The organism is Mesorhizobium sp. M0029 (assembly GCF_040323735.1).
Taxonomy (GTDB): Bacteria; Pseudomonadota; Alphaproteobacteria; order Rhizobiales; family Rhizobiaceae; genus Mesorhizobium.
In genome coordinates this window covers 12,391-34,591 of the sequence record NZ_JAMYVF010000025.1, presented here as the reverse complement: position 1 = coordinate 34,591, position 22,201 = coordinate 12,391, and the positions used below count along the sequence as shown (strand labels likewise).

The following is a 22,201-nucleotide window of genomic DNA, read 5'->3' as shown; positions in this document are numbered from 1 at the left end:
TCACTTGATATTGGCTTTGATCGCCGCGATTGCGTCTTCCTGGCTGTATTCGTGGGTGGCGACGCCGCCCTCCTTGATTTTCGGCAGCTCGGTCTCGAAATTGTCCTGGGTAAAGGCGAGATACGGCACCAAAAGGTCATGCGGAATGTCGGTGCGGCCGTCGAGCACCTGCTGCGCCACCCAGAAGGCCAGCGACGACACGCCGGGCGCGATCGAGGCCGACCAGGTCTGGTAGCCATCCTTGTCCTTCTGCTCCTTCCACCATTTCAGCTCGTCCTGGCGGTTGCCCATGATGATGGTCGGACGCGGCTTGCCTGCGGCGGCAAAGGCTTGTGCCGCGCCATAACCGTCACCGCCCTGGTCGACGATGCCGACGATGTCGGGCAACGACGGCAGGATCGTCGCGACCGCCTTCTGCGCCGTCGTCTGGTCCCAGTCGCCGGTCACCGAACCGACGATCTTGAACTCGGGATGGGCGGCGACGCCTTCGAGGATGCCGGCATGGATGGCATCGTCGATCGAGGTGCCGGCAAGGCCGCGGATTTCCAGGAGATTGCCGCCCTTGGGCTGGAATTTGGCCATCTGCTCGACTTCCTGCTTGCCCATGTCCTTGAAGTCGACGACGACGCGGTAGGCGCAAGGTTCGGTGACGGTCCCGTCGAAGGAGACGACGACGATGCCGGCATCGCAGGCCTGCTTGATGGCGCCGTTCAGCGCATCCGGCGATGCGGCATTGATGACGATGGCGTCATAACCCTGCAGGATCAGGTTCTGCACCTGGGCAGCCTGGGTCGGCACTTCCTTGTCGGCGGTGGTGAAGATGTCGGCGGCGCCGACGATCTTATCCTCAACCGCCTTCTTGGTGACGATGCCGTAGCTGTCGAGCATCGCCTGACGCCACGAATTGCCGGCGTAATTGTTGGAGAAGGCGATCTTCTTGCCGCTGGTGTCGGCAAGCGCCGTGCCCGAGGCGAGCATCGCCGCCAGAGCGCTCAGGACGAGCAGTTTCTTCATGTCATAATCCTCCCATGGATTGTCGGCCCCGCCGACTGTTGCTGATGGTTTTGGCGTTGGCTGCCTGTTTTTTATCTATTGTCAGACAAATGCAGATGAGCTCGCTTGTCAACTGCGATCGGTTACACCTTGGCGATCAACTTCAGGTGCGGCGGTTGAAAAGCCTTCGCCTGCTGGTCTAGGGAAGGGCCAGGAGACCATGCATGGCAGCGACGCCGCCGACCCTTCCCCCCAGTGCACCCAAAAGAATGGGCCCGCCCGGAATTCCGGCGCGCTGGACGTCAAGCGCCAAGAGCGGCGTAGGTGCCGCGCTTTCGCCGGCGAGCCGCGTCTGGTTCACGCTCAGCCATGGCATCGTCAATGAAGTCTACTATCCTGGTCTCGACAGCGCCTGCACGCGCGACATGGGACTGCTGGTCACCGGCCCCGGCGGCTGGTTCTCCGAGGAGAAGCGCGACGCCACGCATGCCATCGAGACATTCGAGGACGGCGTGCCCGCCTACCGGCTGGTCAACGCGACGGCGCGTTACCGGATCGAAAAGCGCATCCTGGCGGATGCGGCGCGCCCGGCCCTGCTGCAGGAAATCAGCTTCACGGCACTCGAGGGCGTGGCCACGGACTACCGCGTCTACGCCCTGCTGGCGCCGCATCTGGTCAATGCCGGCATGGGCAACACCGCCTGGATCGGCGAGCACAAGGGCAAGCCGATGCTGTTTGCGTCCGGGCGCGGCACCTGCCTGGCGCTTGCCTCCTCGCTGCCCTGGGGTGATTGCTCGGCCGGCTATGCAGGCTTTTCCGACGGCTGGCAGCAACTCAGCCGCGCCGGCCGGCTCGATCCGGCCTGCCAAAGGGCGGAGGACGGCAATGTCGCGCTGACCGGCGAGATCGGCTTTTCCTTGGCTAACAGCAAAGCCTTGCTTGCGCTTGGGTTTGGGGCAACGCCGGATGAAGCGGCGGAAAACGCCGCCGCCAGCCTGAAACGCGGTTTTGAGCCGGCGGCAAAGGCCTATGTCGCGAAATGGCGGAAATGGCAGGCAGGCCTGACGCCGCTCGACCACCATGATGCATCCGGCCTCAACACCTACCGCGTCAGCACAGCGGTGCTGGCGACGCACCTGTCGCTGGCGAGGCCCGGTGCGGCCGTTGCCAGCCTGTCGATCCCGTGGGGAGCGAGCAAGGGCGACGACGACCTTGGCGGCTATCATCTGGTCTGGCCGCGCGACCTCGTGGAAACCGCGGGCGGCTTCGTCGCCGCCGGCGATCCGGCGCAGGCGCTTGAGATCCTCGCCTATCTTCGTTCCATCCAGCAGCCGGACGGCCACTGGCCACAAAATGTGTGGCTCGACGGCTCGCTCTATTGGCCGGGCATCCAGATGGACGAATGCGCCTTCCCGCTGCTGCTTGCCGATGCGCTGCACCGCGCCGGCCACCTGCCGCGCGCCAAGCTCGCCGCCTTCATGCCGATGATCGAGAAGGCCGTGTCCTATGTCGTGCGCAATGGTCCCGTCACCGGGCAGGACCGCTGGGAAGAGGATGCCGGCTACAGCCCATTCACGCTCGCCGTCGAAATATCGGCACTGCTTGGCGCCGCCGATCTGTTCGACGTTGACGGCAAACCGGAGGCGGCTAACTATTTGCGCGAGGTCGCAGATTGCTGGAACGACCAGATCGAGCGCTGGACCTATGTCAGCGGCACACCGGAGTGCCACGAGGCTGGCGTCGACGGCTACTACATCCGCATCGCGCCGGCCGACGGTTCAGGCGCCGCATCGCCGAAGGACGGCTTCGTACCGATCAAGAACCGTCCGCCGGGCGATACCGACAAGCCGGCCGAAGCGATTGTCAGCCCGGACGCGCTGGCGCTGGTCCGCTTCGGCCTCAGGGCCGCGGACGATCCGCGCATCGTCGGCACGGTCAAGATCATAGACGCGCAACTGCGCTGCGACCTGCCGCAAGGGCCTCTCTGGTATCGCTACACCAGCGACGGTTATGGCGAACACGCCGACGGCGCGCCCTTCGACGGCAACGGCCAGGGCCGGCCCTGGCCGTTGCTGGCCGGCGAACGCGCCCACTACGAGCTGGCCGCCGGTAACAAGGACAAGGCGGCAAGCCTGCTCAGGACATTCGAGGCTTCGGCTGGCGTGGGCGGTCTGCTGCCGGAACAGGTCTGGGACGGCGCCGACATACCGGAGCGCGAATTGTGGCTGGGCAGGCCGTCGGGCAGCGCCATGCCGCTGGTCTGGGCGCATTCGGAACACATCAAGCTGTTGCGCTCGCTCCGCGACGGCGCCGTCTTCGATATGCCGCCGCAAGGCGTCAAGCGCTATGTCAGGGACAAGACCGGCTCGCCGCTGAGGATATGGCGCTTCAACAACAGGCTGCGCACCATGGAAGCCGGCAAGACGCTGCGGGTTGAACTGCTGCAGCCGGCACTGATCCGCTGGAGCGGCGACCAGTGGCAGACCAGCCATGAAATCAACACTTCCGTGAATGTCTTTTGCGTCCATCTGGCGGATCTGCCGGTGGCCGATATTCCGCGAGGTAATACGATCGTCTTCACTTTTTTCTGGCCCGACGGCGACCGTTGGGAGAATGTCGACTTCACCGTCGGCATTGAGAACTAACTCGCCAGCAATTTTCTTTCCTCAAGCGACTAGGACAAGACCATGCAGATCGGAATGATGGGACTAGGCAGGATGGGCGCCAACATGGTGCGCCGCCTGATGCGCGACGGCCATGAATGCGTCGTCTACGACATCAACCCGGCAAGCGTTGCCGGCCTGGTTGCCGATGGCGCCATCGGCGCCGCATCGATGGAGGAGTTCGTCGGCAAGCTTTCCAAGCCGCGCAGCGCCTGGCTGATGCTGCCAGCGGCGATCACCGGCAGGATCGCCGACCAGGTGGCGGCGCTGATGGAACCCGGCGACATCATCATCGACGGCGGCAATTCCTATTATCACGACGCGGTCGACCAGGCGGCCGAACTCGCGGCCAAGGGCCTGCACTATGTCGATGTCGGCACCAGCGGCGGCGTTTGGGGCTTGGAGCGCGGCTACTGCCTGATGATCGGCGGCCCCGATACGGCGGTCAAACACCTCGATCCGATCTTCGCCACGCTGGCGCCCGGCGCCGATGCCGGCGCCACGCCCGACAAGGCGGGCGGGACCGCACCCTTTGGCTACCTGCATTGCGGACCGAGCGGCGCCGGCCATTTCGTCAAGATGATCCACAACGGCATCGAATATGGCGTCATGGCCGCCTACGCCGAAGGCATGAACATCCTGAAATCGGCCAATGCCGGCAAAAGACAGCGCACTGCCGACGCCGAGACCAGCCCTTTGGAAAACCCGCAATACTATCAGTTCGACATCGACCTGCCGCAGGTGGCCGAGGTCTGGCGCCATGGCAGTGTGATCGGCTCCTGGCTGCTCGACCTCACCGCCGGCGCTCTGAAGAGCGACCCGGCATTGGCCCAGTTCGGCGGCCGCGTCTCCGATTCCGGTGAAGGCCGCTGGACGCTGAAGGCGGCGATCGACACCGGCGTGCCGGCGCCGGTTCTGTCCTCGGCTTTGTTCGACCGCTTCTCCTCGCAGGGCGAATCCGAATTCGCCGACAAGCTGCTGTCGGCCATGCGCTATGCCTTTGGCGGCCATGTCGAAAAGCCGAAGGCCGGCAAGTGAAGGCCGCAGGGGAGACTCGCAAGATGAGCCCGGAACGGTCCGACACGCTGGTGCTCTTCGGAGCAACCGGCGACCTTGCCCACAAGAAGATATTTCCGGCCCTCTACCAGATGGTAGCCAACGGGACGCTGACCGAGCCGGTGATCGGCGTCGCCTTCGATGCCTGGGACATCAACCAATTGCAGGCGAGGGCCCGCGACGGCATCGTCAACGCTCTCGGCAAGATCGACGAAAAGATCTTCGCCAAATTCGCCAGTCTGCTGCGCTATGTCAGCGGCGACTACCGCGACGGCGCGACCTTCGAGAAGCTGAAGACGGCGCTCGGCTCGGCGCAGCGGCCGCTTCACTATATGGCGGTGCCGCCGACCATGTTCGAGACCGTCGTCCAGGGGCTGGAGCAATCCGGTACCGCGCATGGCGCGCGGCTGATGGTGGAAAAGCCGTTCGGCCACGATCTCCAATCGGCGCGCTGGCTGAACCGCGTGCTGCATCTGGTGTTCGAAGAGCAGTCGATCTTCCGCATCGACCACTATCTCGGCAAGGAGGCGATCCAGAACCTGCTCTATTTCCGCTTTGCCAATTCCTTTCTCGAGCCGATCTGGAACCGCAACTTCGTCGAAAGCGTACAGATCACCATGGCCGAGGACTTCGGCGTTGAAGGCCGTGGCAAATTCTATGACGATGTCGGCGCTATCCGCGACGTGATCGAGAACCATCTGCTCAACATCCTTTTGCTGCTCGCCATGGAACCGCCGGTCGGCCGCTCGGCCGACGATCTGATCGACGAGAAGGTGCAGGTGCTGCGCGCCATCCGCACGCTGACCAAGGACGACGTCGTGCGCGGCCAGTTCACCGGCTACCTCGCTGAACCCGGCGTGAAGCCGAACTCGCCGGTCGAAACCTTTGCCGCGGTGCGCTTCATGGTCGACACCTGGCGCTGGCAGGACGTGCCCTTCTTCATCCGCACCGGCAAGAACATGCCGGTGCATGTGACCGAAGTGATCGTGCGGCTGAAGCGGCCGCCGCTCGACGTCTTCGATCCGATCAAGCCCAGCGACGCCAATTACGTGCGCTTCCGCATCGACCCGCAGGTGGCGATCTCGATCGGCGCGCAGCGCAAGGCGCCCGGCGACGACATGGTCGGCGAGCAGGTCGAGCTCACCGCGCTCGACGATTCGAAGGGCGACATGCCGCCCTATGAGCGGCTGATCGGCGATGCCATGAACGGCAATGGCCAATTGTTCACCCGCCAGGATGCTAGCGAGCTTGCCTGGCGCATTGTCGGCCCGGTGCTCGGCGACACCACGCCGCCGCATATGTATGAGCCGAAGACCTGGGGGCCGGCCGACGCCATGGCCAGCTTCGGGCCGCCCAACGGCTGGATCAATCCGAGTTGAGCAATTCCAGGAAAGTGCGAGCGGTTTTTCCGTCCGGAATTGCGTAAAAACAAAGACTTGGAGCATTCCCCCGTTTCCCTGAAACGGGGAACGCGCCAAGTGAGCGGAGGAAACGACATGGCCAAGGCAGCCAGGCCCGCGAAGGCCAAGGCGGAACCGATCGTGCTGACGATCGATGTCGGCGGCTCGCACGTAAAAATCCTCACCAGCGCAGGCGGCGAGATGCGCCGGGCCGATTCCGGACCGGATCTGACGCCGCAGCAGATGGTCGCCACGGTGAAGACGCTGGCCGAAGGGCTGCCCTATGACGTGATCTCGATGGGCTATCCCGGCCCGGTCAGGCACAACAGGCCTTCGCTCGATCCCGCCAATCTCGGCAAGGGCTGGGACGGCTACGATTTTGCCGCCGCCTTCGGCAAGCCGGTCAAGGTCGTCAACGACGCGCTGCTGCAGGCGATCGGCAGCTACGATGGCGGGCGCATGCTGTTCCTCGGCCTCGGCACCGGCCTGGGCGCGGCGATGATCCTCAACAATGTCGGCCAGCCGATGGAGCTGGCGCATCTGCCGTACCGCAAGGGCGGCAGTTTCGAAGATTATGTCGGCGAGCGCGGCCTGGAGAAATACGGCAAGAAGAAATGGCGCAAATACGTTTTCGACGTCGTCGGGCGGCTGCGTGCGGCGCTGCAGCCGGATTATGTCGTCATCGGCGGCGGCAATGTCGACAGACTGGATGAATTGCCCGCCATATCCAGGCGTGGCGACAATACGCGCGCCTTCGAGGGCGGTTTTCGACTATGGCGCGACAAGGCGCTGATCGTCTGATAGTATTAAAATTCAGTATAGTTGTTCAAAATGACGTGTGGCGCGATACGAAGTCATTGCGTTACGCAGATTTGGCGATTAGATCGGTGGCACCGGATGGAATCATCTGGCGCAACCGCACATATGCGGCAAGACAAATGACTAGAGCGGATTTCCGGCTCCGCTGGGACCGCTCTGGGAGTTTCCGCCACCCCCCTAGCGACGGAGAGATAAATTGGCCGACGACAGCAACGACTCTGACAAGGACATCGACCTGCTCGAGCTTACCGCCCATATCGTGTCCGCTTACGTCGAGAAGAACCGCTTGCCCGTTGCCGGCCTGAGCGATCTCATCGCCAGCGTTGCGGCGTCGATCGGCGGGCTCAGCCAGCCGCCGGCCCCAGTGGCGGCGCCGCAGATCCCGGCCGTCAATCCCAAGCGGTCGGTGACGCCGGATTACATCATCTGCCTCGAGGACGGCAAAAAATTCAAATCGCTGAAGCGCCATCTCGGCGTCCATTTCAACCTGACGCCGGAAGCCTATCGTACCAAATGGGGCCTGCCGGCCGACTATCCGATGGTTGCCCCCAACTACGCGGCGTCGCGCTCCGAGCTGGCCAAGTCGATCGGCCTCGGCCGCAAGGCTGCAGTGGCCGCGCCGGCGAAAGCCAAGGGTCGGAAGGCCAAAGTTCCGGCCTGAGTGGGATCAGCGCCTCGGCCCTGAGCCAATCGTTTGGACGACTGGAACAGAAGCCTGCCGGCGAATGAGCCTTGGCAGGCTTCGTGCTTTTATGGCTTGTACCTCTGAGTGTCAGGACTTTGGGGGAGCAGCCATGAACTACGCCAGAATGGTGATCGAGAAAGAGGCGCCGGAGGAATACGGCTACGATCGCATTCGGTTCAATCTCTCCGAAAGCTCGATCGCCGATCAGAAACTCTCCGACGTCGGCCTGTCGCTGCCGGATCTCACGCTGTTCTACGGCGAGCATCGCGGCGACAAGGAGTTGCGGGCGCTGATCGCGGCGCAGGATTCCGGCATTTCGCCTGACGATGTTCTTGTGACCGCCGGTGCGGCGGGCGCGCTCTTCATCATTTCGACCTCGCTTCTGTCGGAGCGCGACCACCTTGTCGTCGTCCGGCCGAACTACGCCACCAACATCGAGACCCCCAAGGCGATCGGCTGCGCCATCTCCTATGTCGATCTCGATTTCGACGCAGGCTTTGCCATCGATTTCGGCCGCGTCGCCACCAGCATGCAACCGAACACCAAGCTGATCAGCGTCACCTGCCCGCACAACCCGACCGGCACGATGATGGGCCGGGCCGATCTCGACGCGCTGATTGCGCTGGCCGAAGCGAGCGGCTGCCATCTGCTGGTCGACGAGACCTATCGCGACCTCTCCTATGGACAGCGCCTGCCGGCGGCGGCTTCTCTCAGCCCCAAAGCGATCAGCGTCTCGTCGCTGTCGAAAGCCTTCGGCATTCCCGGCATCCGCATTGGCTGGCTGATCACCAGCGATGCCGAACTGCAGGAGCGCTTCCTCGCCGCCAAGGAGCAGATCGGCATTTGCGGCAGCGTCATCGACGAAGGCATTGCGCGCGGCATGCTGGGGCGCCGCGACGCTTTCTTGGGCGCGCTGCTGCCCGAGATGGCGAAACGCCGCGACATCGTGCAAGCCTGGATCGACCGCGAGCCGCTGGTCGACTGGGTGCGGCCACAAGGCGGCGTCGTCGGATTTCCAAGGCTCGTTGTCAGTCCAGACTTCGACCTCGACCGTTTCTACGTCAATCTCTTGGAAAACCACGGCACCTATGTCGGTCCCGGCCACTGGTTTGATATGCCCAAGCGCTTCTTCCGCGTCGGTTTCGGCTGGCCGAAAGAGGCGGAATTACAGGGCGGCCTCGACGCCATTTCCGCCGCGCTGAGGCAGTAACGTCCGCGTGCAATCGGGCGAGCGGCTTGAAAACCGCTTGATCCGGGCCCGATTTTCACGCATACGCGCCCCGAACTTTGATAAGTTTCATTGGCCGGAACAGCGCCCATTTCCGGGAAGTGCCCCGCCGGCCAATGCAAGCAACGGGGCCTGTATCCATGACATCCCATTCCCATACACCGCCTGACCGGCGTTACGCCGCCTTCCGCCATCGCTCCTTCCTGAGCTATTGGGCGGCGCGTTTCCTGACCACCTTCGCCACCATGATCGTGTCCGTCGCCGTCGGCTGGCAGATCTATGATCTGACGCGCGATCCCTTCGATCTCGGCATTGTCGGCATCGTCCAGTTCCTGCCGTCGCTGCTGCTGGTGCTGGTCACCGGCGTTGTCGCCGACCGTTTCGGCCGCCGCCTGATCATGGCGCTGGCGACGGTAGTCGAGGCAGGTTGTGCCCTTGTCCTGTTGTACTTCACGCTGCGCGGTCTCGTCAGCCCGCTGCCGATCTTCATCGTGCTGGCTATGTTCGGCCTGGCGCGCGCTTTTTATGGGCCGGCCTCGTCGTCGCTGTTCGCCAACCTTGTTCCGCCGGAAGATTTCGGCAATGCGATCGCCTGGAACTCGTCCGCCTGGCAAACGGCGACCATTGTCGGCCCGGTCGCCGGCGGCCTGCTCTATGGCGTCTCGGCCGAAGCCGCTTACGCCGTTGCCTCCGTGCTGATGCTGGTGGCCGGTCTGCTGATCTTCACCATTCCGAAACCGGCCCAGCAGAGCGCCACCGACAAGCCGACGATGGAGACGCTGTTTGCCGGCTTCCGATACATCTGGAGCGAGAAGATCGTCCTGGGCGCCATCTCGCTCGACCTCTTCGCCGTGCTTCTGTCCGGTGCCTCGGCGCTGCTGCCGGTCTATGCCCGCGATATTCTGGAACTCGGCCCGTGGGGCCTCGGCCTGCTGCGCTCGGCGCCCGGCATCGGCGCCATCTGTGTCGCGGTCTGGCTTGCCGGGCATCCGCTGCGCGACAGTGCCGGCAAGATCATGCTCGGCTTCGTCGCCGGGTTCGGCGCCTTCACCGTGCTGTTCGGCGTCTCGACCATCACCTGGCTGTCGATCCTGGCCCTTGCCGGCCTCGGCGCCACCGACATGTTCAGCGTCTATATCAGGGAGACGCTGATCCAGCTGTGGACACCCGACGAGGTGCGCGGCCGCGTCAACGCCGTCAACCAGGTCTTCGTCGGCGCCTCCAACGAAGTCGGCGAGTTCCGCGCCGGCACCATGGCGGCGCTGATCGGCACCGTGCCGGCGGTGGTGATCGGCGGCGTCGGTGCGATTGCCGTCGCCGGACTGTGGGCGGTGCTGTTTCCGCAACTCCGAAGGGTGCGGCATCTCAACAGCCGCAACTGATCGAGTAAGCCGCTGGATCCGGTCCAAATCAGCTTGCGCCGATGACGGCTGAGATGGGTCGGAAGCGGACGGGCCGGTACTGGGCGAACTAGCCAGATGGCGGGGCAGCCACAGGGTGGACATTTCAGTCCATATGGAAAATGATCATGTTGCCATGCACAATACTGCAGTGCTCTGGTCTCGACGAGAAACCTTAAATATAGAAGAGAACCACCCGACCTCCGGGTCCAGCGAGCGGGGACGCAAATGGACACTTCAGGGAATCGGCAATCGCATCGCGACGCAAGCGGGCGACCCAGCCGATGGGCCGGCTGGCTGGCCCGCGCCGCCGTCCCAGTGGCATTCCTGCTCGGTATGGCTTTCAGCAGCAACGCGTTTGCGCAGGACCAGCAGCTGCCCGTGGTGACGGCGGCCAAGCCGGTGGTGCGTGAAATCGTCGAAGACGACGAGTTCGTCGGGCGCTTCGAAGCCGTCGACGAGGTCGCCATCCGTTCGCGCGTCAGCGGCTATCTGGACAAGATCAGCTTCCAGGACGGCGCACTGGTCAACAAGGGCGACCTGCTCTTCACCATCGACCAGCGTCCGTACCAGGCGGCCTACGATGCCGCCAAGTCGCAAGTGGACGTCGCCAAGTCCCTGCTCGAATTCTCCAAGATGCAGCTGGATCGCGCCGATGAGCTCGCCAAGACCGGCAATATCTCGGCCGCGACGGTCGACGACCGTCGGCGGGAATACCTTTCGGCGCAGGCGCAGATGCAAGGCGCGACGGCTGCGCTGACGACGGCCAACCTGAACCTGGAGTTCACCGAGATCAAGGCGCCCTTGTCCGGCCGCATCGACCGCCGGCTGGTGTCGGTCGGCAACCTCGTGCAGCCGGATTCCACCTTGCTGACGACTATCGTCACGCGCGATCCGATCGACTTCTATTTCGACGTCGATGAGCGCCTGTATTTCAGCTACGCCCGCGACGCGAAGGAGCGCGGCGGCAGCATGCAGGAAGGCGCCGGCGGGCTCGAGGTGGTGGTTCGCGTCGCCGACCGCGCGGAGGCGGTATTCAAGGGCAAGCTCGATTTTGCCGAGAACCGGATCGACAACGCGACCGGCACCATGCGGGTGCGTGCAAGGTTTGCCAACGCCGACGGCGTTCTCCAGCCAGGCATGTTCGGGCGCATCAACGTGCCGGGGTCGCTGCCGCATAGCGGCGTCCTGGTGCCCGACGAGGCGGTCGGCGCCGATCAGGATCGCCGCATCGTGTACCTGGTGGATGAGGCCGGGATGGTGTCGGCGAAGCCCGTGCGCACCGGCCCGCTTCTCGACGGCTACCGGGTGATCCGCGCGGGCCTGACCGGCGACGAGACGATCATCGTCAACGGGCTGATGCACGCCAGGCCCGGCACCAAGGTGAAAGTCGAGATGGTGACGTTGCCGCCCAAGGTCGAGACCGCCGGGTTGCAGCAATGAGGTTCGCCCATTTCTTCGTCGACCGTCCGATCTTCGCATCGGTGGTTTCGATCGTCCTCCTGATCCTCGGCGGGATTGCTTATACCCAGCTGCCGATCGCGCAATATCCCGAGATCGCGCCGCCGACCATCGTCGTTCGCGCCCAGTACCCGGGCGCCGACGCCGAGACGGTCGCAGCGACGGTGGCAACGCCGATCGAGCAGGAGATCAACGGCGTCGAGGGCATGCTTTACATGTCGTCCTATTCGTCCGGCGACGGGGCGATGGCGCTGACCATCACCTTCAAGCTAGGCACCGATCTCGACCAGGCGCAGGTGCTGGTACAGAACCGCGTGTCGGTCGCCGAGCCGCGCCTGCCCGAAGAAGTCCGCCGCCTCGGCATCACCACCATCAAGAGCTCGCCCGACCTGATGATGGTCGTGCACATGCTGTCGCCCGACAATACCTACGACCAGCTCTACGTCTCGAACTACGCCCGCTCGCGGGTGCGCGACATACTGCTCAGGTTGGACGGCGTCGGCGACCTCATCATCTTTGGCGAACGCGAATATTCGCTGCGCATCTGGCTCGATCCGGAAAAACTGTCCGCCCTGGGGATGACCTCGGGCGATGTGGTGCAGGCGCTGCGCGACCAGAACGTCCAGGTGTCGGGCGGCTCCATCGGCGCGCCGCCGACCAATACCGGCACGGCGTTCCAGTACACGGTCACCACGCAAGGCCGCTTCAACGACGCACGCGACTTCCGATACGTGATCGTCAAATCGGCCGAAGACGGCCGCCTGATCCAGCTGCAGGACGTGGCGCGCATCGAGCTCGGCGCCAAGGATTACGTCACCAACTCCTATCTCAACGGCAAACCGGCGGTGGCGCTCGCCATCTTCCAGCGGCCAGGCACCAATGCGCTCGCCGCAGCCGCGGAGATCCAGGACAAGATGAAGGAGCTTTCCCAGGACTTCCCGAAGGGATTGAGCTACGACATCGTCTACAATCCGACCGAGTTCGTCGCCGAGTCGATCCAGGAGGTCTACAAGACGATCCTCGAGGCGATGGTTCTGGTCATCATCGTCATCATCGTCTTCCTGCAATCGTGGCGCATGGCGATCGTGCCGATCGTGGCGATCCCCGTGTCGCTGATCGGCACGCTGGCGGTGCTTTACGCCGCCGGCTTCTCCCTCAACATGCTGACGCTGTTCGGCCTCGTGCTGGCCATCGGCATCGTCGTCGACGATGCGATCGTCGTGGTCGAGAACGTCGAGCGAAATATCGCCAGCGGGCTGGCGCCCAATCCGGCGTCGCATCTGACCATGGACGAAGTCGGAACGGCGGTCATCGCGATCTCGCTGGTGCTGATAGCGGTGTTCGTGCCGACAGCCTTCATTCCCGGCATTTCCGGGCAGTTCTACCTGCAGTTTGCGATCACCATCGCGGTGTCGACGGCGATCTCGGCATTCAATTCGCTGACGCTCTCGCCGGCCTTGGCCGCGCTGCTGTTCAAGCCGCACCACACTGCTGCGGCGCCGCCGCGCTTTTTCCTGGCGCGGTTCGGACGGGCGCTCGCCGACGGCTTCAATGGCGGCTTCGACAAGGTCGCCCATTGGTATTCGAGCATCGTGCGCGTGCTGGTCGGCTCGCGAATAGCGATCGCCGCCACGCTGGCCGTTTTCGCGGCCCTCATCTACGCCACGGTCTATATGGTGCAGACGGTGCCGCGCGGTTTCATTCCGTCGCTCGACCAGGGCTATGCGATCGTCGTCGTCCAGTTGCCGGACGGCGCCTCGCTATCGCGGACCGATGCGGTCATCCAGCAGGCGTCGCAGATCATCCAGAAAACGCCGGGCGTCGACTACGCGGTCGCCTTCGCCGGCTTCTCCGGCGCCACCTTTACCAATGCCAGCAACGCGGGCGTGATCTTCGCCAGGTTCAAGCCGTTTGACGAGCGACTGGAAGCCGGCCAATCGGCGACCCAGGTCATCGGCAATCTGTTCGGCAGCCTGCAAAGCATCAAGGAAGCCTTCATTATCGCACTGCCGCCGCCGCCGATCCGCGGCGTCGGCAATGCCGGCGGCTTCAAGCTGCAGATCCAGGAGCGCAACAGCGCCGACATGCGGCAGATCCTGGCGCTTGCCTATGAAATTGCCGGCAAGGCCAACAAGACGGCGGGGCTGACCGGCGTGTTCACCACCTTCTCCGCGTCCAGCCCGCAATTCTTCCTGGCGATCGATCGCGACAAGGCGCGCATCCTGAACGTGCCGATCCCCAACATCTTCGAGACGCTGTCTATCAATCTGGGCACCGCGTACGTCAACGACTTCAACGCTTTCGGGCGCGTCTACCAGGTGCGCGCGCAGGCCGACCAGGCGTTCCGCCTCGATCGCGCCGACATCTTGAAACTGAAGGTGCGCTCGGCGACCGGCGCGCTGGTTCCGCTGGGCACGTTGATCGAGATCCGCGACGTCACCGGCCCGGCGCTGGTCCAGCGCTACAACATGTACGTCTCGGTGCCGCTGCAGGGCAACGCCGCGCCCGGCGTTTCCACCGGCGATGCGCTTGCCAAGATGGAAGCGATCACGGCACAGACGTTGCCGGCCGGTACCTCCTACGAATGGACCGAACTCGCCTATCAGGAGCGTAACACCGGCAATGCCGCTGTCTATATCTTCGGACTTTCGGTGCTGTTCGTGTTCCTGGCGCTGGCGGCGCAATATGAAAGCTGGGTGCTGCCGTTCGCCATCGTGCTGGTGGTGCCGCTCGGCGTGCTCGCGGCGTTGCTCGGCGTGTCGTTCCGAGGGCTGGACAACAACATCCTCGTGCAGATCGGCCTCATCGTGCTGATCGGACTTGCCGCCAAGAACGCGATCCTCATCGTCGAGTTCGCGCGGCAGGCCCAGGAACGCGGCCTGTCGGCGGCCGAGGCTGCCGTCGAAGCCTGCCGGCTCAGGCTGCGGCCGATCCTGATGACCGCCTTCTCGTTCATCCTCGGCGTCGTGCCACTGATGATCGCGACGGGCCCGGGCGCGGAAATGCGCCAGTCGCTTGGCACCGCGGTGTTCTCCGGCATGCTGGGCGTCACTTTCGTCGGCCTGTTCCTGACGCCGGTGTTCTACGTCACGCTCAGGTCGCTGTTCTCACGGCGCAAGCCGCACGCCGAGGCCGAGTCTTCGGCACCGGCAGAGGTGCCGTCCGAGACGGCCGCCGAGTAGTGTTACACGGGCAGTTCGTGGCGCTGCCGACTATTTCGTTTTGGTGTTGAATTCACGGTTTGCAGCATAGTCGATAGTGAAGGTGCCCGCAGGAGCGCGAACGCCCTGCTTCACGTTGGATATGGTGACTGTCGAGGTAAGGCCCCTCTCGTCAGTCAGGGTCCATCTGCGTAGATCGAGCGATTCCCTGTCAAACACCATAGTGATATTCGAATTGCCGAAGGCCGACTTGTCGGCCAGCCTGATGATCACCTGGGCGCCATCGTCCTTGATACTTTTGAGGCGATTGCCGGAAAAGTTGACCTGATTGTCGAGGAGCAGCTTGAGCGGCGTCTTCGAGAGAGCATAAAGCCGCGATGTCTTGAGCTTCTTGTTATAGACCACCAAGGATTTTCCATCTGCAATTACGCTGACCCCTGATTGGCCTGCATAGTTGAACCGGATCTTGCCCGGCCGCTGGAGGAAAAATTTCCCTTTGGTCCTTTCCGCTCTTGGGCCCGACTGGACAAAGTCCCCGGACATGGACTTTACCGATGAGAAGTGATCGGCAATCGTCTTCGCTTCTATAGGTGCGGCCAAGGCCGCGGTCGAAAGTTCGGCGTTTATCGCGACAGCGCTGACAACGGCTAACCAGAAAGCCAGCAGTCTTTTGCTGTTATATGCCATTCAGTTATCCTACCCCGAGCAGGCGCGTGATCGAAAGAGATCACGCGCCTCTGAGATCAGTAGCCGTCCGGGCACTGAGCAACGTAAACTCGACCGTTCCGACCGCGATATCTGCACTGGCCGGCTTCGCTGGCGTGCCCGATGACCGCCCCGGCCAGCGCTCCGACCGCCCCGCCAACAACCGCCCCTTTTACCGGGTCGCCGGCCACTGCTGCGCCTACAGCTGCGCCACCCAAACCACCGACGGCAGCGCCTTGTTCGGTGCGGGAGCATGCCGCGAGCGGAATGAGTAGGCTCAAAATGAGCAGTGTCTTCTTCATTGGTTCTCTCCTGGGGCCGTTATTAGCCGAAGCTTAAATGCGCCACGGAGTTTTTCGATCCATCGGAGTGTTTGGGGCGCAATCCATCTGCGGGAACGGGCTAAGGTCCCGGATCCATCGTACACGCCTCCCAGAGGTAAGTCGTCTTTGGGCAAGCTCGGCCGTTCAGAGTAGTTGGATTTTGCTCTATCCCTAAGTAGGCTTGCCGAAGATCAGGCTCAAAAATTCGCTCAGCCAGCGCTTGAGGTGCATATCCCAGATCAGCCGGCCGCCGAGATGGTCGCGGCCGGGCTGCGCGCCCGGCAATTCGAAACGGTGTGCGCCGCGCACCACCCAGCGCTGCATCATCATCCTGGTCAGTTCGCCATGGAACTGGATGCCCCAGGCATTGTCGCCATAGCGAAACGCCTGGTTGGGGTAGGTTTCCGCCGTCGCCAGCAGCGTCGCATCCCTGGGCAGCGAAAAGCCTTCGCGGTGAAACTGGTAGACCATGTCAGGCCAGGGCAGCAGCTTCTTGCCGGCTTCGGTCGGCTTCAGCGGATACCAGCCGATCTCGACCAGCCCCTCGCCATGCCCCTCGACCTTGCCGCCGAGATGGTTGGCCAGCATCTGCGCGCCAAGGCAGATGCCGAGGAAGGGCCGGTTCTCCTTTAGCGGAACATTGAGCCACTTGGTCTCGCGGCGGACGAACTCATCTTCGTCATTGGCGCTCATCGGCACGCCGAACGGCGCCGGCGTGTCCCTCGAGCGTCTCCGGCAGGCTGTCGCCGAGAGGCGGCCGGCGGATGTCGAGGTCGAAACCTTCCTCGAGCAGCATGTGGCCAACCCGGCCGGGGCTCGAGGTCTCCTGATGCAGCACGATCAGGATTTTTGGTTTCGAGCTCGGTCTGGGCGGCATGGAAAGGCGGAATCCTATTCGTCGCTCGACGTCCCGCTGGCGCCGGGCGCGGCGGCCGCCGCCTTGCGGCGCGCCTCGACGCGATCCTGGCGCTCGACGCCGATCAGTTCGGCGACGCGCCAGACGGTGTTGTCCTCCAACTCATGCAGTTCGCCGTCGGCATAGACGATTTCCCACATCAGGCCGATGAAAGCCTTGCGCGCCTCGGCGTCGAGATGGCGCTTCAAGACGCTGGTGAAGGCATAGAGGTCGATCGCCTCATTGTCGGCGCGCTCGCCGGCGGCAGCCAGTGCATCGAGCTCGTCGCCGCTGATCGAATAGCTCTGCGCCAGCACCTGCTTGAACCGCTCCCACTCGACATCCTGGCGCACGCCGTCGGCATTCATCACGTGATAGAGCAAAGCCGACGCCGCAACGCGCGGATCGTCCGCATTGGCGCGAGCCCCAGCCCCGGAGGGCAGGTCTTTCAGAAAGGCCAGGACGCGTTCGAACATGGTGCTCACTTCACATTATTGGAGCATGATCTTTTCCAAAAACCGGTATCCACTTTTTGGGATCATGCTTCAGGGATCAAAACAGGCGGAAGCGGCGCGGTGACTTCTCCGCTTCGTCATCGGGGTCGACGCCGGGGTCGTCGGGCAGCCGCGCCAGTTCCTCGGCAGGTTCGACGGGTTCGGCGTCGTTTGGTATTGCGGCGAAAGCGGCGGCGGTGACCGGCGTGACCTGGTCGTCGCCCACAGCGGGCTTCGGCTCGGTCGGCGCCTCGCTGATCGTCTTGGCAACGGCGGGATGATCGATCACTTCGGCTTCCTTTGTCGGCTTGGCGGGTGCCGCAAGCACCGGCACATCGGCTTCGTCTTCATGGCTGTCGATGAGCTGGCCCAGCCGCTCCATCGGTGCGCGCCAGGCGAAAGCGTCGAGCTTGCCGCTGACCGGCGATACCGGCGCCCAGCGTTCGGAGACGACGCCGTCGGCGACCCAGGCCGGATCGCGCGGCGCCCTGACCGCCTTGGACAGCAATTGCCTGATCTTGCCCTGGTCGCCGGTCTCTGCCTCCTCGATATCGGCCAGCAGCAGGTAAGCGCCTTCCCGGCGATCCATGCGGATCGCCGCTTCCGCCTCGCGGCGGGCGGTGGAAAAATCCTGCGCATCGAGCGCGGCGCGCGCCACCGTCATCGACGATTCGGCATTGTTGCGCTTCAGCTCCTGCAGCTTCTTCGCCCGGTTGAGACGATCGACCACGGCATCTCCCGGCCTTGCATGGGTGTAGAGCTCGGCGATCTCGGGATGCGGCTCCGCCTTCCAGACTGCCTCAAGGATCTTCGAGCCTTTGCGCACATCGTTCTGTTTGAACAGAAGATTGGCGGCTGCAACCGCGGCCGGCGCGAAATCGGGCGCGAGCTTGTTTGCCTCGAGAGCGGCTGCCTTGGCTGCATTGGGGTCGCTGTCGGTCAGCGCCTGCGCCTTGGCGGTCAACAGCACGGCGCGGCGGCGATTGGCGGCGTCGCGTTCGATCTGCCTGGTCGACTTCTGCGCCTCCACCAGCTTCAGCGCGCCGTCCCAGTCGCCGCGTCCGGTCAGATCCTCCAGCGTCGATTCGGCGGCCCAAGCCAGTTGCGGCGCGACGGAAGCGGCGCGGCCGGCATAGTGACGCGCCGCGTTGCGGTCGCCGAGCCGTTCGGCTTCGAGATAGAGCCCGCGCAGGCCAAGCAGCCGCATTTCGGGGTCGTCGAGCATGGCCTCGAATTTTTCGCGCGCGCCCTCATGGTCGCCTTCGAGCAGCGAGGCTTGCGCTTCGAGCAGCTGGATCAGCGGCTCCTGGTCGGAGCGGATCAGTTTGGCGGCTTCCTTGGACTTCTTGCGGGCCAGCGCGCCGTCGCCGGCGCCGGCTGCGATCATGCCGGTCGACAGCGCCTGGTAGCCGCGGTCGCGGCGGCGCACGCGGAAATAGCGCGAGATCGTGTATGGGCTGTTCCACAGCGACTTGATCAGCCACCAGACGATCATCACCGCTGCGACGACGGCAACGATCGCCACCGCCGCCACCATCAGGCTGACCTGGTATTGGTAACCGTTGAAGGTAACGACCATCTCGCCGGGACGATCGGCCAGCCAGGCAAAGCCCAGACCGAGGGCGAAGACGGCGGCGAGAAAGATGAGAATGCGGATCATCGTGTCGTCCTCATGCCTTCATCGCACCTGCAATCAGCGCGTCGACCTGCGTCTCGACGTCGATGCGCGCCTTCAGTTTGCCGGCAAAGTCGACGCCGGCAGCCTTGACCGCATCCGGCAGCGTTGCGTATTCGCTGAGCGCCTTGGCGTAGTCGCCCTGATTGACCGCCACTTCGATGCGCGCCACGGTTTCCGGCGCGCCGGCGCCTTCGACGGCGCCGATCGGCCGGACCTTGACCAGCGATTCGGCGCTCGACAAAAGGTTCTGGAAGAAGCCGGCATTTTCATCGACCGGCGTCGCCGCCGCGACCATCGCATTGGCCGCGGCGTCGGCCTCGCCGGCGATCTCGGTGCGGGTCGGGACGCCCTTTTCAGCGTAGGGGCGCAGCGCTGCAATCTGCGGTGCATCGGGCGAGATCGCCGCGAAGGTCTCCAACTCGGCGGCGAACGGCGCGCCGCGGTCAAGCGCCGCCTTCAAGGCCGAAGCGGCGATGGCCATCGCGATCTTTGGCTGCGAGGCCTGCGCATCGACCTTGCCGGCGAGCTGCGTCACCGACTGCTCCAGCGCGGCGATCTTGCCTTCCTGCGTCTTGGCTGCCTCACCGGCCGATTTCACCAGTGCGTCGAGGCCCGCCAGTCTTTCATTGAGCGGCGCGAGATCGACGGGCGCTGCACCACCGGCCTGGCCAAGGGCGGCGACCGCCGTCTCTATCTGCTTGACCTTGTCGCCAAGCGCTGCAAGCCCGGCATTGTCGCCGGCGCCGCCCTTTTCGACCGCCGATTTCAGCGATGCGACATCGGCCTTGACCTGATCCAGCGCCGAAGACAGCCCGTCGACCTTGGCCGTTGCGGCGCCATTGCCGCTGGCTTCCCTGAGGTCGGCGATTTCGCGCTTCAGCGAAGCGATCTCGCCATTGACGCCGTCGAGCGAGACCGTGCCCGCCCCTGAGCCCGGAGCGCCAAGCACGCCGGCAAACTGCAGCCCCCCGGCGGCAGCCAGCGCGATGACACCGCCGATGATGCCGGCGGCGATGCCGTTCGTGCGCTTCGGTTGCGCGGCCATGGGCTGGTTCCCGGCTGTCCTTGGGGTTTCCTTGGGTGCACCCGGCTTGGGCGAGGCATCCTCGAAACTGTAGTCGGAGGTTCTGGCGCGCGGTGGCGCATCCGAAGCGGTGGGGTAAGGCTGCTCCGCCTGGGTGGACGCCTTGGCATCGGCGCTTTCGGGAGCGGCCTGCGCCGCGGCATCGGAGTGCTCCCACGGCTCGAGATCGGCCTGATCGGCATGAACGGGCTCGTCAGGCGTCTCCGGCTGCGCATTTGCCATGGCAGCGGCATCCTCAGCCGCAACCGACCCTGCCGGGGCCTCGACGTCGTCCGAGTTGGCGACATCCGTCTTGGCGGCATCCGCATCGGCAATGCGCGAGACAGCCCCGGGTTCGAGTTCGATGGTCACCGGCTCGCGGTGGCTTTTCGAATGTCGCATCTTCGGCGTCTTGACCATGCCTGGGCTCCGCAATCCTGCTTCGTCTGGGCGCCCGACGGCGCGTGATGGTTTGAAAAATGGTCTAGCACATCATCATCAGGTGAAAAGGGGCGGCGTGATGACACGGGGCTTAGTCGCCGCGGTGCAACAGCTCAAGCAGCGCCTCCTCCTGCGGTTCCCGCGCAATGCGTATTTTTTTGCCGGCGGCATTGTCAAACGCCGCTGCCACGCGCTCGGAGAGCGCAAAAGCCTGCATGTTTTCAAAGAGATCGCGCAGTTCCGCCCGGCTGGCCAAGGCCTGCAACGCTGCCGCCGCCTTGGCTGAATAGAGCAGCACCGCGTCGACCGCCTGATCGGACAGGCGTGTACGGATTTCAGCATCGGAATAATCGAGCGAAATCGTGTCGTAGGTTTCGACGGTGCGGACCTCGACGCCGACCTTTCGCAGCCGCGCCTCGAAGGCCGGAAACCGCACGCGCCCTGTGAGATAGACGACCGCCTTGCCGGAAAGGCCGGCAGCAATCGCCTCGGCCAGCCGCTCGGCGTCGCCCGCCCCTTCGCTGACCGACAAGAACCCTGCCGAACGTGCCGCTTCAGCCGTCCTGCGTCCGACGGCATGGCAAGGCAAGGCGGCGAGCGCACGAATGAGTTCTTTCGGCGCATGCCGCACGGCATTGGCGCTGGTCACAGCGACGGCCACGGCATTGTCGCTCGCAGCATCGGCGCCAACCCGCAGTGTCACCGTTCCGGTCAGCGGCAGAAGGAGCGGCTCAAATCCCAATTCCTGCAGCCGCCGCATGGTTCGCGACGCCCCAGGTTGCGGCCGCGTCACCAGGGCACGCATATCAGACCCAGCCGTCGAAGAAGGTTTCGCCCGCTTTGACCCGCACCATCCTGGCCGCGTCCGTGCCGATGTCAGCGGCATCCAGTGCCAGGCCTTCGGCCTTGACCTCATGCGATTGCGTGCCATCGGGCGAAATGATCAGTCCGGCGAAAACCAGCCTGCCGCCCGATATCGTCGCATAGCCGGCGATCGGCGTGCGGCAGGAGCCATCGAGCGCCGCCAGGAAGGCGCGCTCACAGGCCAGCGCCTGGCCTGTCGGCACATCATGGATGGCCACCAGCATCTTTTCGACCTCGCTGTCGCCGATGCGGGTTTCGATGCCGATTGCGCCTTGTCCCGGCGCCGGCGGAAAAGCATCGAGCGGCATCAGATCGGTGACGACATGGCCGAGCCCGAGCCGCTTCAGCCCGGCATAAGCGAGGATCGTGCCTTCGGCGACGCCTTCCTCCAGTTTGCGCAGCCTGGTCTGCACATTGCCGCGGAACATGACCACGTCTAGGTCCGGCCGCATGCGCCGGATCAGCGCCTGGCGCCTGAGCGAAGACGACCCGACCTTGGCGCCTTGCGGCAAATCAACAATGCGCTTCACCGCCTTTCCGATGAAGGCGTCCCGCGCATCCTCGCGCGGCAGGAAGGCGGACAGCTCCAGCCCGTCCGGCAGCACTGTCGGCATATCCTTGGAGGAATGCACGGCGATATCGATCGTGCCGGCCAGCAGCGCCTCTTCGATTTCCTTGGTGAACAGGCCCTTGCCGCCGGCTTCCGACAGCGGCCGGTCCTGGATGCGGTCGCCGCTGGTCGAAATGACGACGACCTCGAAGGCTTCCGCCGGCATGCCGTGCGCTTCCATCAGCCGCGCCTGCGTTTCATGCGCCTGGGCGAGCGCCAGCGGGCTGCCGCGTGTTCCGATTTTCAAAGTTTGCATGGCGCG

At 64.2% G+C, this 22,201-nt stretch carries 17 protein-coding genes and 1 pseudogene; 9 read left to right on the top strand and 9 right to left on the bottom strand.

The genetic code is table 11. The features are described from left to right. A complete protein-coding gene (locus NKJ76_RS28705) occupies positions 1 to 1,014 on the bottom strand; it encodes an ABC transporter substrate-binding protein (protein ID WP_023683930.1) in 1,014 nt (337 codons plus the stop codon). Between the two features lie 203 nt (positions 1,015 to 1,217). On the opposite strand from NKJ76_RS28705, the gene NKJ76_RS28700 reads away from it, so the two are divergent. The 9 genes from NKJ76_RS28700 to NKJ76_RS28660 all read left to right on the top strand — a co-directional run bounded on the left by NKJ76_RS28700 (position 1,218) and on the right by NKJ76_RS28660 (position 14,887). Next, complete coding sequence (locus NKJ76_RS28700) at positions 1,218 to 3,638, top strand: glucan 1,4-alpha-glucosidase (protein ID WP_352538936.1); 2,421 nt, start codon at positions 1,218 to 1,220, stop codon at positions 3,636 to 3,638. 42 nt (positions 3,639 to 3,680) lie between these two features. Then, positions 3,681 to 4,694 (top strand): phosphogluconate dehydrogenase (NAD(+)-dependent, decarboxylating), encoded by a 1,014-nt coding sequence (gnd, locus tag NKJ76_RS28695; protein ID WP_352538935.1) that lies wholly within the window; start codon positions 3,681 to 3,683, stop codon positions 4,692 to 4,694. Between the two features lie 23 nt (positions 4,695 to 4,717). Continuing rightward, entirely contained in the window at positions 4,718 to 6,091 is a 1,374-nt protein-coding gene (gene zwf / locus NKJ76_RS28690) for a glucose-6-phosphate dehydrogenase (RefSeq protein WP_352538934.1), read from the top strand. 117 nt (positions 6,092 to 6,208) lie between these two features. Continuing rightward, positions 6,209 to 6,913 (top strand): ROK family protein, encoded by a 705-nt coding sequence (locus NKJ76_RS28685; protein WP_352538933.1) that lies wholly within the window; start codon positions 6,209 to 6,211, stop codon positions 6,911 to 6,913. Positions 6,914 to 7,127: 214 nt separating this feature from the next. Continuing rightward, positions 7,128 to 7,592: a Ros/MucR family transcriptional regulator gene (locus NKJ76_RS28680; protein ID WP_023687743.1), complete on the top strand. Its 465-nt coding sequence runs from the start codon at positions 7,128 to 7,130 to the stop codon at positions 7,590 to 7,592. Between the two features lie 133 nt (positions 7,593 to 7,725). Continuing rightward, positions 7,726 to 8,826, top strand: coding sequence for an aminotransferase class I/II-fold pyridoxal phosphate-dependent enzyme (locus NKJ76_RS28675; protein ID WP_352538932.1), 1,101 nt, complete (start codon positions 7,726 to 7,728; stop codon positions 8,824 to 8,826). 158 nt (positions 8,827 to 8,984) lie between these two features. Beyond that, entirely contained in the window at positions 8,985 to 10,226 is a 1,242-nt protein-coding gene (locus tag NKJ76_RS28670; RefSeq protein WP_023670472.1) for an MFS transporter, read from the top strand. A gap of 354 nt (positions 10,227 to 10,580) precedes the next feature. After that, a complete protein-coding gene (locus NKJ76_RS28665) occupies positions 10,581 to 11,687 on the top strand; it encodes an efflux RND transporter periplasmic adaptor subunit (RefSeq protein ID WP_023687741.1) in 1,107 nt (368 codons plus the stop codon). Beyond that, complete coding sequence (locus tag NKJ76_RS28660) at positions 11,684 to 14,887, top strand: efflux RND transporter permease subunit (protein ID WP_352538931.1); 3,204 nt, start codon at positions 11,684 to 11,686, stop codon at positions 14,885 to 14,887. The genes NKJ76_RS28665 and NKJ76_RS28660 overlap by 4 nt, the downstream gene beginning before the upstream one ends. 30 nt (positions 14,888 to 14,917) lie before the next feature. Here the strand turns inward: NKJ76_RS28660 and NKJ76_RS28655 are convergent, their stop codons facing one another. From NKJ76_RS28655 to hemC, 8 genes and pseudogenes are all read right to left on the bottom strand, one after another. Then, positions 14,918 to 15,553 (bottom strand): LolA family protein, encoded by a 636-nt coding sequence (locus NKJ76_RS28655; RefSeq protein ID WP_352538930.1) that lies wholly within the window; start codon positions 15,551 to 15,553, stop codon positions 14,918 to 14,920. A 56-nt stretch (positions 15,554 to 15,609) separates the two neighbouring features. Beyond that, positions 15,610 to 15,873 carry a YMGG-like glycine zipper-containing protein gene (locus NKJ76_RS28650; RefSeq protein WP_023670477.1) on the bottom strand — a complete coding sequence of 88 codons (264 nt, stop codon included), beginning with the start codon at positions 15,871 to 15,873 and terminating at the stop codon, positions 15,610 to 15,612. A gap of 192 nt (positions 15,874 to 16,065) precedes the next feature. Then, a pseudogene (locus NKJ76_RS28645) lies at positions 16,066 to 16,771 on the bottom strand (glutamine amidotransferase). A 14-nt stretch (positions 16,772 to 16,785) separates the two neighbouring features. Continuing rightward, positions 16,786 to 17,265, bottom strand: a complete 480-nt coding sequence (locus NKJ76_RS28640) for a tellurite resistance TerB family protein (RefSeq protein ID WP_023702389.1) — start codon at positions 17,263 to 17,265, stop codon at positions 16,786 to 16,788. A 76-nt stretch (positions 17,266 to 17,341) separates the two neighbouring features. After that, the gene (locus NKJ76_RS28635; protein WP_352538929.1) at positions 17,342 to 18,943 is read right to left on the bottom strand and encodes a heme biosynthesis protein HemY; all 1,602 of its coding nucleotides are present in this window, start codon (positions 18,941 to 18,943) and stop codon (positions 17,342 to 17,344) included. A gap of 10 nt (positions 18,944 to 18,953) precedes the next feature. Beyond that, on the bottom strand, positions 18,954 to 20,444 hold the full coding sequence (locus tag NKJ76_RS28630; RefSeq protein ID WP_352538928.1) for a COG4223 family protein: 1,491 nt from the start codon (positions 20,442 to 20,444) through the stop codon (positions 18,954 to 18,956). Positions 20,445 to 20,556: 112 nt separating this feature from the next. Then, complete coding sequence (locus NKJ76_RS28625; protein ID WP_352538927.1) at positions 20,557 to 21,270, bottom strand: uroporphyrinogen-III synthase; 714 nt, start codon at positions 21,268 to 21,270, stop codon at positions 20,557 to 20,559. A gap of 1 nt (position 21,271) precedes the next feature. Beyond that, positions 21,272 to 22,195, bottom strand: coding sequence for a hydroxymethylbilane synthase (hemC, locus tag NKJ76_RS28620; protein WP_023736796.1), 924 nt, complete (start codon positions 22,193 to 22,195; stop codon positions 21,272 to 21,274). Positions 22,196 to 22,201: the final 6 nt, after the last annotated feature.